The 19,598-nt window shown below is 71.1% G+C and carries 15 protein-coding genes; 8 read left to right on the forward strand and 7 right to left on the reverse strand.

Annotated elements, in window-relative coordinates:
• Positions 1 to 33: 33 nt before the first annotated feature.
• Entirely contained in the window at positions 34 to 648 is a 615-nt protein-coding gene (locus IEY95_RS36450) for an RDD family protein (protein WP_189190477.1), read from the forward strand.
• Here the strand turns inward: IEY95_RS36450 and IEY95_RS36455 are convergent.
• From IEY95_RS36455 to IEY95_RS36475, 5 genes are all read right to left on the reverse strand, one after another.
• On the reverse strand, positions 608 to 1,390 hold the full coding sequence (locus tag IEY95_RS36455) for an endo alpha-1,4 polygalactosaminidase (RefSeq protein WP_189190478.1): 783 nt from the start codon (positions 1,388 to 1,390) through the stop codon (positions 608 to 610). The genes IEY95_RS36450 and IEY95_RS36455 overlap by 41 nt on opposite strands.
• Positions 1,387 to 2,034, reverse strand: a complete 648-nt coding sequence (locus IEY95_RS36460; protein WP_189190479.1) for a spherulation-specific family 4 protein — start codon at positions 2,032 to 2,034, stop codon at positions 1,387 to 1,389. Before IEY95_RS36460 ends, IEY95_RS36455 begins: the two co-directional genes overlap by 4 nt.
• A complete protein-coding gene (locus tag IEY95_RS36465; protein WP_189190480.1) occupies positions 2,031 to 3,551 on the reverse strand; it encodes a hypothetical protein in 1,521 nt (506 codons plus the stop codon). The genes IEY95_RS36460 and IEY95_RS36465 overlap by 4 nt, the downstream gene beginning before the upstream one ends.
• Entirely contained in the window at positions 3,548 to 5,071 is a 1,524-nt protein-coding gene (pelF, locus tag IEY95_RS36470; protein ID WP_189190481.1) for a GT4 family glycosyltransferase PelF, read from the reverse strand. The genes IEY95_RS36465 and pelF overlap by 4 nt, the downstream gene beginning before the upstream one ends.
• A 95-nt stretch (positions 5,072 to 5,166) precedes the next feature.
• A complete protein-coding gene (locus IEY95_RS36475; protein WP_189190482.1) occupies positions 5,167 to 7,194 on the reverse strand; it encodes a hypothetical protein in 2,028 nt (675 codons plus the stop codon).
• 334 nt (positions 7,195 to 7,528) lie between these two features.
• Between IEY95_RS36475 and IEY95_RS36480 the strand changes: the two genes are divergently transcribed.
• The 3 genes from IEY95_RS36480 to sucB all read left to right on the forward strand — a co-directional run bounded on the left by IEY95_RS36480 (position 7,529) and on the right by sucB (position 12,621).
• A complete protein-coding gene (locus IEY95_RS36480; protein ID WP_189190483.1) occupies positions 7,529 to 9,058 on the forward strand; it encodes a leucyl aminopeptidase in 1,530 nt (509 codons plus the stop codon).
• A 293-nt stretch (positions 9,059 to 9,351) separates the two neighbouring features.
• Positions 9,352 to 10,740 carry a dihydrolipoyl dehydrogenase gene (gene lpdA / locus IEY95_RS36485; protein WP_189190484.1) on the forward strand — a complete coding sequence of 463 codons (1,389 nt, stop codon included), beginning with the start codon at positions 9,352 to 9,354 and terminating at the stop codon, positions 10,738 to 10,740.
• 90 nt (positions 10,741 to 10,830) lie between these two features.
• Positions 10,831 to 12,621 carry a 2-oxoglutarate dehydrogenase, E2 component, dihydrolipoamide succinyltransferase gene (gene sucB, locus IEY95_RS36490; protein WP_189190485.1) on the forward strand — a complete coding sequence of 597 codons (1,791 nt, stop codon included), beginning with the start codon at positions 10,831 to 10,833 and terminating at the stop codon, positions 12,619 to 12,621.
• Positions 12,622 to 12,696: 75 nt separating this feature from the next.
• On the opposite strand, the gene IEY95_RS36495 is transcribed toward sucB, so the two are convergent.
• The gene (locus IEY95_RS36495) at positions 12,697 to 13,383 is read right to left on the reverse strand and encodes a hypothetical protein (protein WP_229703596.1); all 687 of its coding nucleotides are present in this window, start codon (positions 13,381 to 13,383) and stop codon (positions 12,697 to 12,699) included.
• 332 nt (positions 13,384 to 13,715) lie between these two features.
• On the opposite strand from IEY95_RS36495, the gene IEY95_RS36500 reads away from it, so the two are divergent.
• The 4 genes from IEY95_RS36500 to IEY95_RS36515 all read left to right on the forward strand — a co-directional run bounded on the left by IEY95_RS36500 (position 13,716) and on the right by IEY95_RS36515 (position 19,166).
• Positions 13,716 to 14,339, forward strand: coding sequence for a GntR family transcriptional regulator (locus IEY95_RS36500; RefSeq protein WP_189190486.1), 624 nt, complete (start codon positions 13,716 to 13,718; stop codon positions 14,337 to 14,339).
• A 324-nt stretch (positions 14,340 to 14,663) separates the two neighbouring features.
• Complete coding sequence (gene aceE, locus IEY95_RS36505) at positions 14,664 to 17,366, forward strand: pyruvate dehydrogenase (acetyl-transferring), homodimeric type (RefSeq protein WP_189190487.1); 2,703 nt, start codon at positions 14,664 to 14,666, stop codon at positions 17,364 to 17,366.
• 151 nt (positions 17,367 to 17,517) lie between these two features.
• The gene (locus tag IEY95_RS36510) at positions 17,518 to 18,489 is read left to right on the forward strand and encodes a helix-turn-helix transcriptional regulator (protein WP_189190488.1); all 972 of its coding nucleotides are present in this window, start codon (positions 17,518 to 17,520) and stop codon (positions 18,487 to 18,489) included.
• Between the two features lie 158 nt (positions 18,490 to 18,647).
• Positions 18,648 to 19,166: a DUF4240 domain-containing protein gene (locus IEY95_RS36515; protein ID WP_189190617.1), complete on the forward strand. Its 519-nt coding sequence runs from the start codon at positions 18,648 to 18,650 to the stop codon at positions 19,164 to 19,166.
• A gap of 129 nt (positions 19,167 to 19,295) precedes the next feature.
• On the opposite strand, the gene IEY95_RS36520 is transcribed toward IEY95_RS36515, so the two are convergent.
• Positions 19,296 to 19,526: a hypothetical protein gene (locus IEY95_RS36520; RefSeq protein WP_189190489.1), complete on the reverse strand. Its 231-nt coding sequence runs from the start codon at positions 19,524 to 19,526 to the stop codon at positions 19,296 to 19,298.
• Positions 19,527 to 19,598: the final 72 nt, after the last annotated feature.

The following is a 19,598-nucleotide window of genomic DNA, read 5'->3' on the forward strand; positions in this document are numbered from 1 at the left end:
AAGGATCGTGATCGGGGGACGTCTGTGCCGAACATGCTGAGACTGCCGAAACTTCGGCGGTTCCTGGCCTGGTTCATCGACTTCGCGCTGGTGCTCGCGGCGGCGTCCGCGCTCGCCGTGCTCACCTTCCACCGGATATCCGCTCTCGTGACGGATGTGCCCGACCTCGCCACGCGGGGCGGCTGGGACATCCTCACCTCGCGCGGCGATGTCATCGACGCCTCCGAGGGGTTCGGGCTCTCCCTCTGGCACAAGGTGGTCCGGGACGTGGAGCAGGCCTTCGGGCTCCTGGTGGTCGCCACCTTCCTCTACCAGTGGGCGGCGCTCGCCCTCACCGGATGCACGGTCGGCAAGGCCCTGCTCGGCCTCAAGGTCACGCCGAGTCCCCCGCGCCGGGCGGCGCTGCGGGCGGCGGTGACGACGACGGCCGATGTCGCCGTGTACGCGCTGGCCTGCATCCTGCTGGTGGAGGGCGAGTTCGCGCTCTCGGTGCTGGTGTGGGCCGTCGCCGTCGTGATCTTCTTCCTCAACGCCCTGCCCGTGCTCTCCCCGAGCCGCCGCTCCCTGGCCGACCGGCTGGCCGGCACGGCGGTCACCGGACTCGGGCTCAGCATGCCCGGCGCCACGCCCCCAACGCGTACTTTTTGAGCATCGAGCTCAGCTTCAGCCGGCGGGCCTCGGGGCAGAAGCCGCTGGTCCGCAGCTCGTACTCGACGTGGAAGACGGCCTTGTTCGCGGCGATGAACGGCTTGAGGCGTCCGCATTCCTTGTACTGGGCGCACTGTTCATTGACCGCGAAGTCGAAGTCCCCCACCAGTTGGGGGATTTGGTCGAGGTCGTTCTTCAGCCCGACGGCGAGACCGCGGTCGTGGGCCAGCTTCGCGATGAGCCGGTTGTAGCGGAGCTGGTCGGCGGCCTTCAGGGGGAAGCCGGTGCGGTTGAGGTAGCCGTCCATGTTGTCGGGCTCCACCGCGTCGAAGCCCTTCTCGCGGCACAGGTCGACACGGGCCGCCATCAGGGGTTCCAGCACGTCGGTACGGCGGATGTCGAGCCAGCGCTCGCCCTTCCAGCCGTTGCCGCGCCCCAGCACCGCCTTGGGGAACTTCGCCGCGTCCGGACGGAACTCCTCCCAGGCGCCGGTGGAGATGTAGCAGATGACCTTGCGGCCGCGGCGGTGCAGATCGGCGACCGTCGCCCTGGAGTGGTCGAAGCCGTCGATGTCGTAGACCGGCACGTCGACGGTCTTGTCGAGGCGTCCGCTGAGCTGCCACTGCCAGGCCACGCCCGGGCGGGGATGCCAGCGCGAGCCCGGCTTCCCGTTGTCCTCGGGGACGCTCGTGCAGCCCGCGAGGAGCACCAGCGACCCCAGGAGGAACAGAACGCGTTTCATCGGGCGGGCTCCAGGGTGTGCGGCAACGTACCCCAAGGATGATCGCCCACGCCCGGTACCGCGCAGTGCAGGGTGGCGCCCCGCTCCCGTACCGCCGCCGCCGGGTCGACACCCGTCGGCACGCCGTGCACGAGATGGCACAGCCGCGCCCCGGTACCCGTCCACGGCGGGAGGGGGCTCGTGCGGTACGTCTCCCACGTGCCCTCGAACGTCACCAGTACATCGGCGATGCGGGCGTACGAGGGGTGCGGCACCGTCCCGTGGTTGAGGGCGAGGGTGCCGCGGCCCAGGCCCCAGGCGGCCGCGGCGAGCCGCCGGTAGTACCCGAACTCGGCGACGGACGAGGCGACTTGGTCGAGGAACGCGCCGTCGGTCCGGTACCAGGCGCGATGCCGGGACAGGTCGCGCACGACGTCGGCGACCGGTCTGCGGCCGTAGTCCGTGTCGGCGTATCCGAGCACCCGGACGTCCGCCGCGCGCAGCCGCTCGGCGATCTCGGCGAACGCCGGGTCGGGGCGCTCGCCGGGGCCGCTGGCCGGGTTCAGCACGACGCCGTGGAGACGGGGCGCGGCGGCGATGAGCGCGTCCCATTCGGCGGGGCGGACGGACGGATGTTCGTAGTACGGAACCAGCAGCTCGCTCATCGGTGCGCGGTCGCCCTTCCCAACAGGCCGCAGACGAGCCCGGTCTGGACCCCGGCCGCCGCTCCGTACACGATCGGCCCCACCCAGTGCGGGCTGCCCGCGTGCGTCGCGAGGGCCACGGTCTGGGCGAGCGCCGCGACACCGCAGACCACGGCGGCACCGGTGACGGCGCCGAAGGACTGCAGCAGCAGCGCGGTCCACAGGACCACACCCAGCAGGAGCAGCCCGGCGAGCCGGACGCCCCCCGCGGTCGCGGGCGCGTGCGGCCACAGCGCGGACGTGGCGAGGCTGAGCGCGAGCAGCGCGGCGAGGTAACCGGTGAGGCACCGGACGAGGATGATCGCGGTGGTCCGCCAGAAGCCCTTCGCCGTGCCGCTGGAGCGCAGCCCGGCGAGGCTGCCACTGCGGAACCGGAAGAGCAGCCACTCGGCGGGGCCCATGCTGACCGTCAGCGCGACCGCGGCCGGCGCGGCCACCGTGGTGTGCGCCCCCGCGAGGACGTCCCCGATCGCCGCGTAGAGCACGAGGACGCCGCTGCCGAGCCCGAAGAGGGCGTACGGCAGCGATCCGGCGAGCCAGGGCGCAGCGGTGCGCGACGGTCGCACAGGAACGCCGAACGCCCCGTACGGCAGCAGCGCCGCGAGCCCGGCCGCCCAGCTTCCGTTTCCCGACTCGCGTACTGCCGGGGCCACTTCGAGCAGAGCCAGCAGCGCGACCGCCGCCAGCGAGCCCAGGAGCAGGGTCGCTCGCGCGAGGTCGGGGACCGGGTGGACCAGGGCCAGTACCGCGCCCGCCGTCATGGGTGACAGGGCGGTGAGCAGGGCCCGTTCGCGGCCCATCACGAGCAGGACGGTGGCCGCGCCCAGATAGCAGGACTGCCCGGCGGCGAAGGCGACCGCACCGGGGTCAGCCGTGCCCGCGGCGGCCAGGGCGACCAGGGAGCCGAGCAGCATGCCCACCGGGGCCCCGACGAGCAGCGAGCGGCGGGCGGCCGTACGGTCGCCCAGTCCCAGCCAGGAGTGGGCCCGGTGGGCGAGCCCCTGGTTCCAGGTCCAGCCGCACAGCGCCCCGGCGAGCAGCGGGACCGTCCCGGCCGGAAGCCCGAATCCGTCCTTCGGGCCGGCGAGGAGCGGCGCCCCCAGGACGTATCCGAGGCCCGGCAGGGCGAAGACCACACCCCGCAGCAGACAGCCCAGCAGGCCGAGCTGCCAGGGGTCGTGGACCGGGCCCTCCGGCTCGGGGTAGGCGCGCTCGACCCGTTCGTACAGCTCCTCCGCGAGGGCGAAGGAGTTCTTGACGCCGTAGCGCTCGCGAATCCTGTCGTCCGACATGCCGTCGGATTCGAGGAGCGCGGCTATCTCGTCGGGATGCACGGCCGCGGCTATGAAGTCGTGCAGCCGCTCGGTGAGTTCGTCGATCGGATCGGGCTTGGCCCAGCTCGGCGCGCGGCGCCCGCGCGGCACGTACGGGAGGGTGTCCTGGTAGGTGCCGGGCGGCATCCTCAGGGATCCGCTCACCAGCCGGTCCCGTCCGTGGCGACCGCCTGGTACCAGGGGTCGCGCAGTTCCACGGTCCAGTCGGCGACGGTCTCGACGGTGGGCTCGTACACCTCGGGCAGGCCCGCCAACTCCTGGTAGATCGTCCGAAAGGCATCGACGCTGCGGCGCAAGGTGAAGCGGTCGATGACCCGCTGGCGCGACAACTCGCCCAGTTTCAGACGCCGTTCGTCGTCGCGCAGCAGCGTCAGCGCGGCGGCCGCCATCTTCTCCGGCTCGCGCGGGGGTACGACGAGGCCCGTGTCACCGACCGCCTCGCGCACCCCGCCGACATCGGTCGACACCGTCGTACGGCCGCAGGACATCGCCTCGATGATCGAAAAGGGGAAGCCCTCGGAGATGGAGGAGAGCATCACGACGTGGCCGGCCGCGTACGCGCGCCACACCTCGCTGATGCGGCCTTCGAAGGTCAGCCCGTCCGTCACGCCCAGCTCGGCGGCGAGCTTCTCCAGGCGGGTCCCGTACTCCTCTCCGCCGGGCGGCACCGGGCCGAACAGCCGCAGCCTGGTCTCGGGCATTTCGGCGCGCACCATGCCGTAGGCGCGCAGCAGTGTCTCCAGGTCCTTGATGGGGTCGACGCGGCCGCACCAGGTGAGGGTCGGCACGTCGGGTTCGGGGCCCGCGTGCGGGAAGGCGTGCGGGTCGACGCCGTTGTAGACCGTGCGGATCCGCTCGGCGTCGGCGCCGCCGCGCTCCTCCCAGCGGCGGTTGTACTGGTTGCAGGGGGTGACCAGGTCGGCGGCCCGGTAGCCCAGGGAGTTGAGCTCGCGGTAGAAGCCGAGCATGAACGCCTTGACGGGCCAGCGCTGTTCGGCGCTGCGGTAACCGAGGTAGCGCTCGCGCAGATAGATGCCGTGCTCGGTGAGCAGGAAGGGGACCCCGTCGAGATGGTGCGCCGCCAGGGCGGGCAGGGTGGCCAGGCCGCTGCTGACCGCGTGGGCCACGGAGTCCTCGGGGATCCGGACGCCGAGCGGGCGCAGGGCGTGTTCCAGCAGGTCGGTGGCGGTCAGCGCGTCATGCACCGTCGGCCGGGCGGCGGCCGTCTTCAGATGGGGCATCGTCCAGATCCACATCAGCGAGCGCAGCGCGGCCTCGCTGCGCAGGGCCGCCGACAGGGCCCCGTCGCGGGCGAGTTCGGCCAGCTCGTACAGCGCCTCGCCGAAGTCGCCGTGCGCCTCGGGGTCGAGGAAGGCGAGCAGGAACCGCTCGTAGGTGTCGGTGAAGCGGCGACGGGCCCGGCCCCGCGGCGCCCGCGCGTGTCCTGGCCGCGGGCCCCAGGTCGGCACGGCGGTGTGCCGGTAGATGTTGGGCGGCAGCTCCCAGGTCACGGGTTCGCGGCCGCTGCCGGTGAGCGAGACGATGTGGAAGTCGACCTCCGGCATGCCCTTCACCAGCTGGTCGCACCAGGTGCTGACCCCGCCGTGGACATGCGGATAGGTGCCTTCGGTGAGCATGGTGACATGACGGCCGTTGCGCATCATGCGAGTTCCCCCCTGCGGAACATCTCCTACGGCTCGGTCGCGCACCCCGGCCCGTCGGGGCCGGGGTGCGCGTCGTGCTACTGAGCTTCCGTGCCCTACGCGGGCAGGGTCAGCCTGAGAGCGGACTGCAGAAGCTCCGGCGTGGTCCAGGCCGAGCGCTCTCCCGCGTACGGCGTCCCGAACGCGGCGGTGCCGAGCAGCAGTTGCTTCTTGGTCCCTTCGGGAGCGGTCACCGGGATCTGCGTCCCGGACGGGGCGGTGACGGTGACGGTCGTACCGACGCGGTACGCCGTGACCTTGCCGTTCGCGACGGCCGTCAGCCAGGCGGCGCGACGCTGCAGCTCGGTGCCGATGGCACTCTGCCGGGGGTTCTCCAGCGGGGCGTTGTCGGCGTAGAGCGCCTTGTAGTCGGCGAGGACCTCGTCCAGGACCGGGTACAGGATCCGGTCCTCGGCCAGGTTGGACTGGTGCGCGTAGTGCGGGCGCGGGTCGTTGCCGATGGCGTGCCCGAGCGCGGTGTGCGCCTCCAGCGGGACGATGTACGACGCGTAGCCGGTGGCGGTGTCCAGCGGTGCCGACAGGCAGGTGGACAGCGGGTTGTTCTCGCAGATGCCGCTGCCGCCGGCGGCCTTGGAGGTGTACAGCCAGTTGTACTCGTCGGCCATCTCCTCCGCCTTGCCGACGTTGTAGTACACGTTCATCGGGTAGCGGGGCACGGTCAGGACGCTGCTGCCGACCGAACGCTGCGCGGGTTCACGGGAGTTGTCCGAACCGGTCCATCTGACGCCGTTGTCGGCGAGCGCGCCCGCGAGGTTCGGGTTGTCGTCGGGCTGCTGGGGCAGCGTCCTCAGACCCGAGTGCTCGCCGGTCACCAGCTCGCTGCGGTCGGTCGAAAGCCCCTTGGACAGAGCCCAGTTGTAGTTGTTGCGGATCTCGGACGAGATGTCGGCGCGGCTCATGTACCGCGTCGAGCCGTCCGCGTTCCTGGCGCAGCTCCACGGCACGGTCGTGGTGTCCTGGACGCAGCCGAGGAACTGATGCGTGTAGGTGTGGTTCACCCAGCGGTACTTGGCCTTGTCGGCGAGCAGTCTGTCCGCGAGGGCGTCGGTGCCGCCGTTCTCGCTCTTCCACTCCTCGCCCGAACCCGCGTTGAAGACCATGTCGAGCGTGAAACCGTGCGCCGCCTCCCACTCTGCGGCGTACGCGGCGTCGTCAGCGGCCATACGGATCGGCGTGGTTGTCTCTCCGTCACCGCCCACGCAGTCGAAGTCGCCGGGCGTGCAGTCGCGTTCGCTGTCCCAGCGGGCGTCGGGCGCGAAGACGTCGTCGACGTGGACGGAGAAGTAGTTCCTGCTCCGGCCGAGGTGGACGCCCTGAGTCAGCCATTCGACGATGCCGCGGGCCAGCACCTTGAACTGCTGCTGGTACTGGTTGTACGCGAAGGTCAGCACGAGTTCACGGCGCCCGTCGTGCGCGTACTGGCCGAGCAGGGTGCCGCCGGCGGGCGCGTCCAGGTAGCTGGTGAACCCGTCCCTCGGATGGGCGGCGTAGCCGTAACTCTCCTGCACCGAGGGGTCGTTGTCCTCGAAGGTCAGCGGCCCGTCGAGGTAGCCGAAGGGGCCCGCTCTGCCCGCCGCGGTGACCTGGGTCCGCGCCCCGTCCAGGACGCCGGACCAGCCGCCGTTCTGGTCGGTGTAGTCGAGCCCGACCTCGGGGTGGGCCCAGGTGTAGGCGTCGACCTGGGGAATCCCGTACGTCTTCTCGTACGTCTCCAGGGCGGTCTGCTCGGCCGAGCCCGGGCCGAACGGCGCCTCGTCGGGCAGGACGATGCCCTGGTACTTGGCCCGCGGGGTGCCGTTCACGGTGTCGCTCAGGAACGCCGCGTCGATCGTCGGGCGGCCCGGGTCGGCCAGATCGACGGTGGTGTACGGGATGCCGGTGCTCTTCAGCTCGGCGGTGACGGCCCCGACCTGGCCGGCGCCGTTGTCGACGACCAGGACCTTCAGATCGATGCGCGGCGTGGTCGCCGCGGACGCGCCGGGCGCCCCCAGGCCCAGCACCAACAGACCGGCGGCCGCTGACGAAGCGGCCGCGTTTCTCCATCTCTGCGCACTCTGCGCCATATGTCTTGCTCCTCCCCCTCAAAGATCCCCTTTTGGTCAAACCGAGGAGGATCCGTGGAAATGATGCAAAGCGGCGAGCGGCACGCTCGCCGGAACACGATGAGTGTGGCTCAGCTCACCGGGAGTGAGGGGTGAGAAGTGGCCACGACGCCACCGGGCGGTGAACACCCGCAGGTATGAGCGAAACCCGACCCCGAGCGTAGGCTCGTCCCAGGTACTTACCTGCCCCCGGTAGGGACCGCCCCCGCAGGCCGGATCTAGGGTCAGCCGTCGGGCCCGGTCGACCCACCCCACTCGGCCACCGCAACTTCAACGGAAGCGAGATTTCACCACCGTGACTGCTCTCACTCTCAGCACCGCCGCAGCGTCCGGTCTGCGGGCCGACGCGATCGTCGTCGGTGTCGCGAAGGGCCCCAAGGGCCCGGTCGTCGCACCGGGCGCCGAGGCCGTGGACACCGCGTACGACGGCTCCCTCGCCGGAATCCTGGAGACCCTCGGCGCCACCGGGGCCGAGGGCGAAGTGACGAAGCTGCCCGCGCCCTCCGGTTTCAAGGCACCCGTCGTCGTGGCCGTCGGCCTGGGAGCGGTCCCGGAGAAGGACGACACGTTCGGCGCCGAGGCGCTGCGCCGCGCGGCCGGTGTCGCCGCCCGCGCGCTCGCCGGCGCGAAGAAGGCCGCCTTCGCCCTGCCGATGGCGGACGCCGCCGACGCCGGTGCCGTCGCCGAGGGCGCCCGCCTGGGCGCGTACGCCTTCGACGCCTACAAGGAGACCGGCAGGTCGGGGGAGGCCGCCAAGAACGGCAAGGCCCCGCTCGGCGAGGTCGCGCTGCTCGGCGGCAAGCCCCGCGACGCGGCGTACAAGGCGGCCGTCGCGCGCGCCACCGCCGTGACCGAGGAGCTCAACCGCGCCCGCGACCTCGTCAACACCCCGCCGAACGACCTCAACCCGGAGTCCTTCGCCGCCGTCGCCACCGCGGCCGGCAAGGAGCACGGCATCAAGGTGCAGGTGCTCGACGAGAAGGCCCTGGAGAAGGGCGGCTACGGCGGCATCCTCGGCGTCGGCGCGGGCTCGGCCGCCGCTCCCCGCCTGGTCAAGCTGTCGTACACCTCCCCCAAGGCGAAGAAGCACCTCGCCTTCGTCGGCAAGGGCATCACGTACGACTCGGGCGGCATCTCCCTCAAGCCCGCCGGGCACAACGAGACGATGAAGTGCGACATGAGCGGCGCGGCGGCGGTCTTCGCCGCGGTGGTCGCCGCCGCGCGCCTCGGCCTGGAGGTCAACGTCACCGGCTGGCTCGCGCTCGCCGAGAACATGCCGTCCGGCTCCGCCACCCGCCCGGGCGACGTGCTGCGCATGTACAGCGGCAAGACCGTCGAGGTCCTCAACACGGACGCCGAGGGTCGCCTGGTCCTCGGCGACGCGCTGTGGAAGGCCTCGGAGGAGAAGCCGGACGCGATCGTCGACGTGGCGACGCTGACCGGCGCGATGGTGCTGGCGCTCGGCCACCGGACCTTCGGCGTGATGGCCAACGACGACGCGTTCCGCACCTCGATCGTCGAGGCCGCGGAGGAGGTCGGCGAGGACTCCTGGCCGATGCCGCTGCCCGAGCACCTGCGCAAGGGCATGGACTCCCCCACCGCCGACATCGCGAACATGGGCGAGCGGATGGGCGGCGGCCTGGTCGCCGGTCTGTTCCTGCGCGAGTTCGTGGGCGAGGGGATCACCTGGGCCCACCTCGACATCGCGGGCCCGGCGTTCAACGAGTCCGGTCCGTTCGGCTACACCCCCAAGGGCGGCACCGGTTCCGCGGTCCGCACCCTGGTCCGCCTCGCCGAACTGACGGCGGCGGGCGACCTGGGCTGAGGCCCTGACCAGTGAGAGCGGCCCCGGGTCCTGGTGACCCGGGGCCGCTCTCATCGCCGTACGAGGGTTTCGCCCTCGACGAAATCGGCAGGTTCCCCCACATCCGCACCCCTTCGACGTGATGGATCAGACGTCTCACACACCGGCCCGGCGTCTCGAACGCCGTCGACAAGTGCGAAGATGGGTTCTCGGCAGGACAGGGCCCCACCACAGGGCCGAAGAAGAGCGGCCGGACACCAGCCGCCGACCGGTCACTGGAGACCGGCGTGGCGCACATGCATGGAGGACGTGACGTGGCGAACGACGCCAGCACCGTTTTCGACCTAGTGATCCTCGGCGGCGGTAGCGGCGGTTACGCCGCGGCGCTGCGCGGAGCGCAGCTGGGCCTGGACGTCGCCCTGATCGAGAAGGACAAGGTCGGCGGTACCTGCCTGCACCGTGGGTGCATCCCCACCAAGGCCCTGCTGCACGCGGGCGAGATCGCCGACCAGGCCCGCGAGAGCGAGCAGTTCGGCGTCAAGGCCACCTTCGAGGGCATCGACGTGGCAGCGGTCCACAAGTACAAGGACGGGGTCATCTCCGGCCTGTACAAGGGTCTGCAGGGTCTCATCGCGTCCCGCAAGGTGACGTACATCGAGGGCGAGGGCCGTCTCTCCTCTCCCACCTCCGTCGACGTGAACGGCCGGCGCATCCAGGGCCGCCACATCCTGCTGGCGACCGGCTCCGTGCCGAAGTCGCTGCCGGGCCTGGAGATCGACGGCAACCGCATCATCTCCTCCGACCACGCGCTGGTCCTGGACCGCGTCCCGCAGTCCGCGATCGTGCTGGGCGGCGGCGTCATCGGCGTCGAGTTCGCCTCGGCGTGGAAGTCCTTCGGCACCGACGTCACGGTGATCGAGGGCCTCAAGCACCTCGTCCCGGTCGAGGACGAGAACTCCTCCAAGCTTCTTGAGCGCGCGTTCCGCAAGCGCGGCATCAAGTTCAACCTGGGCACCTTCTTCTCGAAGGCCGAGTACACCCAGAACGGTGTCAAGGTCACCCTCGCCGACGGCAAGGAGTTCGAGGCCGAGGTGCTGCTCGTCGCCGTCGGCCGCGGCCCGGTCTCGGCCGGCCTCGGCTACGAGGAGCAGGGCGTCGCGATGGACCGCGGCTACGTCCTGGTCGACGAGAACATGCGGACGAACGTCCCGACCATCTCCGCCGTCGGTGACCTGGTCCCGACGCTCCAGCTCGCGCACGTCGGCTTCGCCGAGGGCATCCTGGTGGCGGAGCGTCTGGCCGGTCTGAAGACCGTTCCGATCGACTACGACGGCGTGCCGCGGGTGACGTACTGCCACCCCGAGGTCGCCTCCGTGGGCATCACCGAGGCCAAGGCCAAGGAGATCTACGGCGCGGACAAGGTCGTCGCCCTGAAGTACAACCTCGCGGGCAACGGTAAGAGCAAGATCCTGAACACCGCGGGCGAGATCAAGCTCGTCCAGGTCAAGGACGGTGCCGTGGTCGGCGTCCACATGGTCGGCGACCGTATGGGCGAGCAGGTCGGCGAAGCCCAGCTGATCTACAACTGGGAGGCGCTGCCGGCCGAGGTGGCTCAGCTCATCCACGCCCACCCGACGCAGAACGAGGCAATGGGCGAGGCCCACCTGGCCCTCGCGGGCAAGCCCCTGCACTCGCACGACTGATCAGCCACCGGCTGTCCCCAGTCACCGCGTCGAGTAGGACGCGACGACGACCACAGACTTCCGCACCATTCGTAAGGAGCAACAGAAACCATGGCGGTTTCCGTAACCCTTCCGGCGCTCGGTGAGAGCGTCACCGAGGGCACTGTCACCCGCTGGCTGAAGGCCGAGGGCGAGCGCGTCGAGGCCGACGAGCCGCTGCTCGAGGTGTCGACCGACAAGGTCGACACCGAGATCCCCTCGCCCGTCGCCGGTGTGCTCTCCTCCATCAAGGTCGCCGAGGACGAGACGGTCGAGGTCGGCGCCGAGCTGGCCGTCATCGACGACGGCACCGGCGCCCCCGCTGCCGCTCCGGCTCCGGCCGCCGAGCCCGCGCCCGCGCCCGCGGCCGCTCCGGCCCCCGCCCCGGTCGCCGAGGCCCCCGCGGCTCCGGCCGCCCCGGCCCCCGCCGCCGCCCCCGCCGCCCCGGCCGGTGGCGCCACCGGTACCGACGTCGTGCTGCCCGCGCTGGGCGAGTCGGTCACCGAGGGCACCGTCACCCGCTGGCTGAAGGAGGTCGGCGAGGAGGTCGCGGAGGACGAGCCGCTGCTCGAGGTCTCCACGGACAAGGTCGACACCGAGATTCCGGCGCCGGTCGCCGGTGTCCTGCTGGAGATCGTGGTCGGCGAGGACGAGACCGCCGAGGTCGGCGCGAAGCTGGCCGTCATCGGCGCTCCCGGCGCGGCTCCGGCCCCGGTCGCGCCCGCCGCTCCGGCTGCCCCGGCCGCCGCTCCCGCCCCGGCCGCTCCCGCGGCTCCGGCTCCGGCCCCCGTGGCTCCGGCCGCTCCGGCCGCTGCCGCCCCGGCTCCGGTCCAGCCCGCGGCTCCGGCCCCGGTCGCGCCCGCCGCTCCGGCTCCCGCGCCGGTCGCCGCACCCGCCCCGGTCACCCCGGCTGCCGCCCAGGCCACCGACGAGGGCGCGTACGTGACCCCGCTGGTGCGCAAGCTCGCCGCCGAGAGCGGCGTCGACCTGGCCGTCGTCAAGGGCACCGGCGTCGGCGGTCGTATCCGCAAGCAGGACGTCCTCGCCGCCGCCGAGGCCGCGAAGGCCGCTGCCGCCGCTCCGGCGCCGGCCGCCGCTGCCGTCCCGGCCGCCAAGAAGGCGCCGGCCCTGGAGGTCTCCCCCCTCCGCGGCCAGACCGTCAAGATGCCGCGCATCCGCAAGGTCATCGGCGACAACATGGTCAAGGCCCTGCACGAGCAGGCCCAGCTCTCCTCGGTCGTCGAGGTGGACGTCACCCGCCTGATGCGCCTGCGCGCCCAGGCCAAGAACTCCTTCGCCGCGCGCGAGGGCGTCAAGCTCTCCCCGATGCCGTTCTTCGTGAAGGCGGCGGCCCAGGCGCTGAAGGCCCACCCGGCCGTCAACGCCCGGATCAACGTGGAAGAGGGCACGATCACCTACTTCGACACCGAGAACATCGGTATCGCGGTGGACTCCGAGAAGGGCCTGATGACCCCGGTCATCAAGCACGCGGGCGACCTGAACATCGCCGGCATCGCCAAGGCCACGGCCGACCTGGCGGGCAAGGTCCGCGCGAACAAGATCACTCCGGACGAGCTGTCCGGCGCGACCTTCACCATCAGCAACACCGGCTCGCGCGGTGCGCTCTTCGACACGATCATCGTGCCGCCGAACCAGGTCGCGATCCTGGGCATCGGCGCCACGGTCAAGCGTCCGGCCGTCATCGAGACGGAGGAGGGCACCGTCATCGGTGTCCGCGACATGACGTACCTGACGCTCTCCTACGACCACCGCCTGGTGGACGGCGCCGACGCCGCCCGCTACCTGACGGCGGTCAAGGCGATCCTGGAGGCGGGCGAGTTCGAGGTCGAGCTCGGCCTGTAGTCCTTCATCGCCTCATTGCTTCATCGCTGGTGCGACGCCCCTGTCCGGGACCTTCCGGGCGGGGGCATCGCGTTTCTAGTGCGGCTTCAGGGTCTTGTCCGTCCACAGCACCAGCGTCTCCACCCACACGTTCGGGATCTCCGTCTGGTACGCGGGGGTCAAGTGCCGTGTGCGGTAGGCCCTGAGGACGTCGTACGTGGCGTCGAGGCAGTCTCGGGAGCCGAGGTCGCCGGTCTTCGGGTCGATGCCGACGAGGAAGCCGCGGCTCTCGACCGTACGGATCATGGCGCGGGCCGAGGCGACATCGCCGGCCGACGAGGACGTGCAGCGGTAACGGCTGTACGGGTGGGTCGACTTGCCGGGGTAGTGGGCGTCGCGGGACATGTCGCTGAGCATCCGGGCGTACGTGCCCTCGGCGTGCCAGGCGCCGATGTAGCCGCCGGGCGGGGTGTAGAGCGCGTTGGTCGGGTTCTCCACCGCGCCGTACTCCCAGCGGTCGGTGCCCGTGATGCGGAAGCCCCAGCCGGTGTGGCCGAACTTCTGGGCGCCGTCCGGCTTGACGAAGACGCAGGCGCCGCCGGGACCGGCGGGCTGCCCTGCCGAGCCCACGGCGGGCGACGAGCCCGCGGAGTGCGTGCCACCGCTCGGCTGCGCCGCCGCTCCCACGTCCGTCGGCTCACAGCCGGTCATGCCCACGACCGTCCCGGCCACGACAGCCGCCATCGCCCAGCGCACCCCCCGCTTCCGTCCCCATCCGCTCATGCCATCCCCCTGGCGTTCACGGGGGCGCCCCTCGCGGGAACCCCTGTGCCGACCCACACACCGTGCGGGCCGCGCGGGTTCTCGGGGTGACACGGACGTGACGCATCCGGACCCCGCCCGGTACGGGTCTTTACAGCCCTCGGCACTCTGACAGCGTGTAAGTCTCGTCTCACCTGCATGAAAGCGCCCCCGTGCGCCTCTCACCGGCGGGGGTGCGGCCTTATTGTCTAAACGTCAAACGCCCTGGGTCCCGCCCGTCGCCCGACCACCACCCCTCAACGAGGCCCTTCGGGCCGCAGCATTGGATTCAAGCCCCCGCCGAAGGAGCTCTCATGACCGCGCCCGTCGTCCACTCGCTGCGCGAACAGATCCGCGAGCACATCGTGGAGGGGATCGTCAGCGGGCGCTGGAAGCCGGGCGAGCGGATCGTGGAGCGGCGGATCGCCACGGAGCTGGAGGTCAGCCAGACCCCGGTGCGCGAGGCGCTGCGCGAGCTGGAGTCGCTGCGGCTGATCGAGTCGGCGCCGAACAAGGGCGTACGGGTGCGGAATCTGACCGCCGCCGACCTGGAGGAGAGCTACCCCGTACGAGCCGGTCTGGAGGCCATCGCGGCGGAGCTGGCGGCCGAGCGGCTCGCCCAGGACTGCTCGGCCCTGGAGCCGCACGTCGCGGCGCTGTACGAGGCCGACCGGCTGTCGGACGGGACCGGTCAGGTGCGGCACACCGTGGCCTTCCACCGCGAGCTGGTGCGGGCCGCCGGGAACTCGGTGCTGCTGCACACCTGGGAAGGCCTGGGCATCGAGGTGTTCACGGCCCTGTCGATCCGGTGGCTGGGGACCGTGCAGCAGTCGTACGCGGAGGAGCACGAGGCCCTCGTGGACGCGTTCAGGCGGCGGGACCCGCTGATCGCCGACCTGGTGAAGGCCCATGTGCTCGGCTGCGCCCCGCGCGCCTGACACAGCTGCGCCCCGCATGCCTGTCACAGTGGAGCGACCACCCGCTCAAGCGTGCTCTCACCTGCGTAAACCTTCGAATTCAAGGCACCGGGTGCCTGCCTTGAAGGCACCGGGTGCCGACTTTCTCGATCTGAAGAGGTTTTGCCCCTCAACCCTTTGATCGATCATCGATCAGGGAGTTACAGTCACCGACGGGCCACGCGGCGGACGCCGCATGGTGTCACAGCACCAGAGCCCGCCGCCCTGTCCTGCCAAAGACCAAGGGCACCCCCGAAAACCCCTTGCCGATGAGGGAACCCCCCTCCGCATCCGGAAGGCGGCGCAATGACCGACCCCACCGCAATCCAGCCGAGCGAGCTCGATCAGCTCCCGGACCGCGACCCCGAGGAGACCGCCGAATGGCAGGCCTCCCTCGATGCCGTCACCAAGGCGGCCGGGCCGCACCGTGCCGCATACCTGATGCGCCGCACACTGGAGCGCGCCGAGGGCAACGGCATCGCGCTGCCCAAGCTGCTTGAGACGGACTACGTCAACACCATCCCCACCGCCGCCGAGCCCGTCGTGGACGGCGACGAGGAGATGGAGCGGAAGGTCACCGCGTGGAACCGCTGGAACGCGGCCGCGATGGTGACCCGCGGCAGCAAATACGGCGTCGGCGGCCACATCGCCACCTTCGCCTCCGCCGCCTGGCTCTACGAGACCGGCTTCAACCACTTCTTCAAGGGCAAGGAGGCCGACGGGTCCGGCGACCAGCTCTACATCCAGGGCCACGCCTCCCCCGGCATCTACGCCCGCGCCTTCCTCGACGGCCGGCTCAGCGAGCAGCACCTCGACCACTTCCGCCAGGAGTCCGGCGGCAACGGTCTGCCGTCGTACCCGCACCCGCGCCGCCTCCCCTGGCTGTGGGAGTTCCCGACCGTCTCCATGGGTCTCGGCCCGCTGTCGGCGATCTACCAGGCGCGCTTCAACCGCTACCTCACCAACCGCGGCATCAAGGACGTCTCGCAGTCGCACGTGTGGGCGTTCCTCGGTGACGGCGAGATGGACGAGCCGGAGTCGACGGCCGCACTCGCGCTCGCCAGCCGCGAGGGTCTGGACAACCTGACCTTCGTCATCAACTGCAACCTGCAGCGCCTGGACGGCCCGGTCCGCGCCAACTTCAAGATCGTGCAGGAGCTGGAGGCCCAGTTCCGCGGCGCCGGCTGGAACGTCGTCAAGTCGTTGTGGGGCTCGGCCTGGGACGAGCTGTTCCAGCTCGACACCACCGGCGCGCTCGTACGCCGCCTGCGCGAGGTACCCGACGCGCAGGTGCAGACGTACCAGACCCGCGACGCCGCCTACATCCGCCAGGACTTCTTCGGCGCCGACCCGGCGCTCGTCGAGATGGCGAAGCTGATCAGCGACGACAAGATCCTGGAGTGCTTCCACCTCTCCCGCGGTGGTCACGAGTCGCGCAAGGTGTACGCGGCCTACAAGGCGGCCCTGGCCCACAAGGGCGCGCCGACCGTGATCCTCGCCCAGACGGTCAAGGGCTTCACGCTCGGCAACGGCTTCGCGTCCAAGAACGCCAACCACCAGATGAAGAAGCTGACGGTGGACGAGTTCAAGCAGATGCGTGACCTGCTCGAACTCCCCATCCCCGACAGCCGGTTCGTCGACGGCCAGGTCCCCTACGGCCACCCGGGCGCCGACGCCCCCGAGGTCCGTTACCTCCAGGAGCGCCGCGCGGCCCTCGGCGGCCCGGCCCCGGCCCGCCGCACGCACCCGCTGGCCCCGCTGCCCGCCCCCGCCGACAAGACGTTCGCGTCCTTCGACAAGGGCTCCGGCTCGCAGAACGTGGCGACGACCATGGCGTTCGTCCGCCTGGTCAAGGACCTGGTCCGCGACAAGCAGACCGGCAGGCGCTGGGTGCCGATCGTTCCGGACGAGGCCCGTACCTTCGGTATGGAGTCGCTCTTCCCCTCCCTCGGCATCTACTCGCCCAAGGGCCAGACGTACGAGCCGGTCGACCGCGACCAGCTGATGTACTACAAGGAGGCCAAGGACGGCCAGATCCTCAACGAGGGGATCACCGAGGCCGGTTCCATGGCCGACTTCATCGCCGCGTCCACCGCGTACGCCACGCACGGCGAAGCGATGATCCCCTTCTACATCTTCTACTCGATGTTCGGCTGGCAGCGCACGGCCGACCAGATGTGGCAGCTCGGCGACCAGCTCGGCCGCGGCTTCCTGGTCGGCGCCACGGCCGGCCGTACGACGCTGACGGGCGAGGGTCTGCAGCACGCGGACGGTCACTCGCCGGTGATCGCGGCGACCAACCCGGCGGCGCTTTCGTACGACCCGGCGTTCGCGTACGAGGTGGCGGCGATCGTCAAGGACGGTCTGCGTCGTATGTACGGCGAGGCGGCCCCGGGCGAGGACCCGAACGTCTTCTACTACCTGACGGTCTACAACGAGCCGATCCCGCAGCCCGCCAAGCCGGCCGGCCTCGGTATCGACGAGGGCATCGTCAAGGGCCTGTACCGCTTCAACACGGCGGAGTCGGCCGGGCTCTCGCCGGTGGCCAACGCCCCGCGCATCCAGCTGCTGGGCTCCGGCACGGCGATCCACTGGGCCCTGGACGCACAGAAGCTGCTCGCCGAGGAGTGGGGTGTGGCCGCCGACGTGTGGTCCGCGACCTCCTGGACCGAGCTGCGGCGCGACGCCCTCGAGGCCGATGCGGCGCTGCTGCGCGGCGAGGAGCGCGTGCCGTTCGTCCGCCAGGTGCTGCACGGCGCCGAGGGCCCGGTCCTGGCGGTCTCCGACTACATGCGCCAGGTCCCGGACCAGATCGCGCAGTGGGTCGAGCAGGACTACTCCTCGCTGGGTGCCGACGGCTTCGGTCTGTCCGACACCCGTGAGGCGGCCCGCCGCCACTTCGGCGTGGACGCCCAGTCGATCGTCGTCGCGGCGCTGGCGCAGCTCGCCCGCCGCGGTGAGGTCAAGGCGTCGGCGGTGAAGGAAGCTCGGGAGCGTTACGGGCTGTAAGAGCTCGGGAAGCCGACGTTCGGCTCGGCGGAGGGGTACGGCGACTGCCGTACCCCTCCGCCGTCTTGCGCGCCCTTTCGCCGTCGTGTGCGCCTCTTCGCCGCCGTGCACACGTCTCTTCGTTGTCAGTGGTGCCCTGCATCATGAACCCATGCGCGCTGCCCGCCTGATCAAGATGGTGCTGCTGCTCCAGTCGCGGCCGTCGATGACCGCCGCAGAGCTGGCGCGGGAGCTCGAGGTGTCCGAGCGGACGATCACGCGGGATGCGCAGGCGCTCTCGGAGGCGGGGGTTCCGGTGTACGCGGACCGGGGACGGGCCGGGGGGTATCGGCTGGTCGGGGGATATCGGACGCGGCTGACGGGCCTTGCGCGCAGTGAGGCGGAGGCGCTGTTCCTGAGCGGGGTGCCGGGGGCGCTGCGCGAGATGGGGCTGGAGGACACGGCCTCGGCGGCCCGGCTGAAGGTGTCCGCGGCCCTTCTCCCCTCCCTGCGGGACGCCTCGCGGACGGCGGCGCAGCGGTTCCATCTGGACGCGCCCGCCTGGTTCAGCGAGCCCGAGACACCCGAGCTGCTGCCCGCGGTCGCGGACGCGGTGTGGGACGACCGGCCGATCGTCGCGCGCTACCGGCGGGGCGAGGCGGAGGTGGAGCGCGCGCTCGAACCGTACGGGCTCGTACTGAAGGCGGGGGTCTGGTACCTGTGCGCGCGCGTGCCGGAGGCCGGTTCCTTCCGGGTGTACCGCATCGACCGCTTCACCGCGGTCGACCTCGACGAGGAGCGCTTCCGACGGGACGACGGGTTCGACCTGCCCGGATTCTGGGAGGAGCGGGCCGAGGAGTTCGCCCGGTCCATCCTGCGGGCGGAGGTCGTCGTCCGGCTGTCCCCGGACGGTGCACGACGCCTGCCGTACGTTCTTGATCCCACGTCCGCCAAGGAGGCCCTGGACGCGCCCGGTGCCCCCGACACCAGGGGATGGGTGACCGTCACGCTTCCCGTCGAGTCCGAAGAGGTCGCCCATACGCAGCTCACGGCCCTCGGGCCGGAGGTGGAGATACTCGCCCCGGCGGCGCTGCGGAGGCGCTTCGCGCAGGACGCGGCCCGGCTGGCCGCGCTCTACGGGTGACCGCATGCTGAAGACCGGCGACTGTGGCGTCGGTGCCGAGTGACCGCCCCCTTGAAATGCGTACGAACCCGGTGGTTTTACCTTCGGCATGTGCACGCATAACAATCTGCGCCACTCCACGTGCGTCGCTCCCGTCCAGGCCCGATGCTTGACCCGTGATGGACGAGACGGAGTTCTGGGAGCTGGTGGACACGACCCGCGAGGCCGCCGAGGGCGACCCCGAGGAACAGGCCGACCTGCTCGTCGAGCGGCTCGTCCAGTTGGAACCGGACATGGTCCTCGACTTCGCCCGGCACTTCGAGGCCCGCTACAACCGCGCGTACCGCTGGGACCTGTGGGGCGCGGCCTGGGTGCTGCTCGACGGCGCCAGCGACGACGCGTTCGACTTCTTCCGGTGCTGGCTGATCGGCCAGGGCCGGGAGATCTACGAGGGCGCGGTGCACGACCCGGACGCGCTCGCCGAACTCCTGGAGGACTTCGACGAGGAGATCGACGGCGACGGCGAGGAACTGGGCTACGCGGCGGACGAGGCGTACGAACAGCTCACCGGGGCCGTCGCCCCCGACCTGGGCATCCCGCCGGCTACCGCGGAGCCCGAGGGCACGGCGCTCGACTTCGAGAACGAGTCGGTCATCGCGGAGCGGTATCCCAAGCTGTGGGAGCGGTTCAAGGGGTGATGCCGCGTCGGTGGTGCGGGCCCACGTCACGGCCCGTCACACGGCCCGTCACACGACCCGGCCCACGACTCGTCCCACGACTCGTGACACGACTCGTGACACGACTCGTGACACGACCCTTCCCGCGGTTCATACTGCTGCCCGTCGGCGGCTGATGTCCGCGGGGATGTACGCCTGCGTCTGGTCGGCCCGCACGGCGTGGTACGGCGGTGCCGCGTTGGCCTGGTCCAAGGCGGACGCCGTGACGGCCGCCGGGCCCAGGACCACCGTCGCCACCGCGCAGACCACCGTCCAGGGGCTGCGCGCGGCCTTTGCCCAACCGGGCGTCTTCTCCGTGGTTTCCATCCGACTGCTCCTCATGATCCCCACCTCCAGTCAGTGCGTACGACGACCGTAGGAGGCACGGCTCTGGGGAGTCTGTGAGCCGGCTTC

The organism is Streptomyces albiflavescens, from assembly GCF_014645835.1.
GTDB lineage: Bacteria > Actinomycetota > Actinomycetes > Streptomycetales > Streptomycetaceae > Streptomyces > Streptomyces albiflavescens.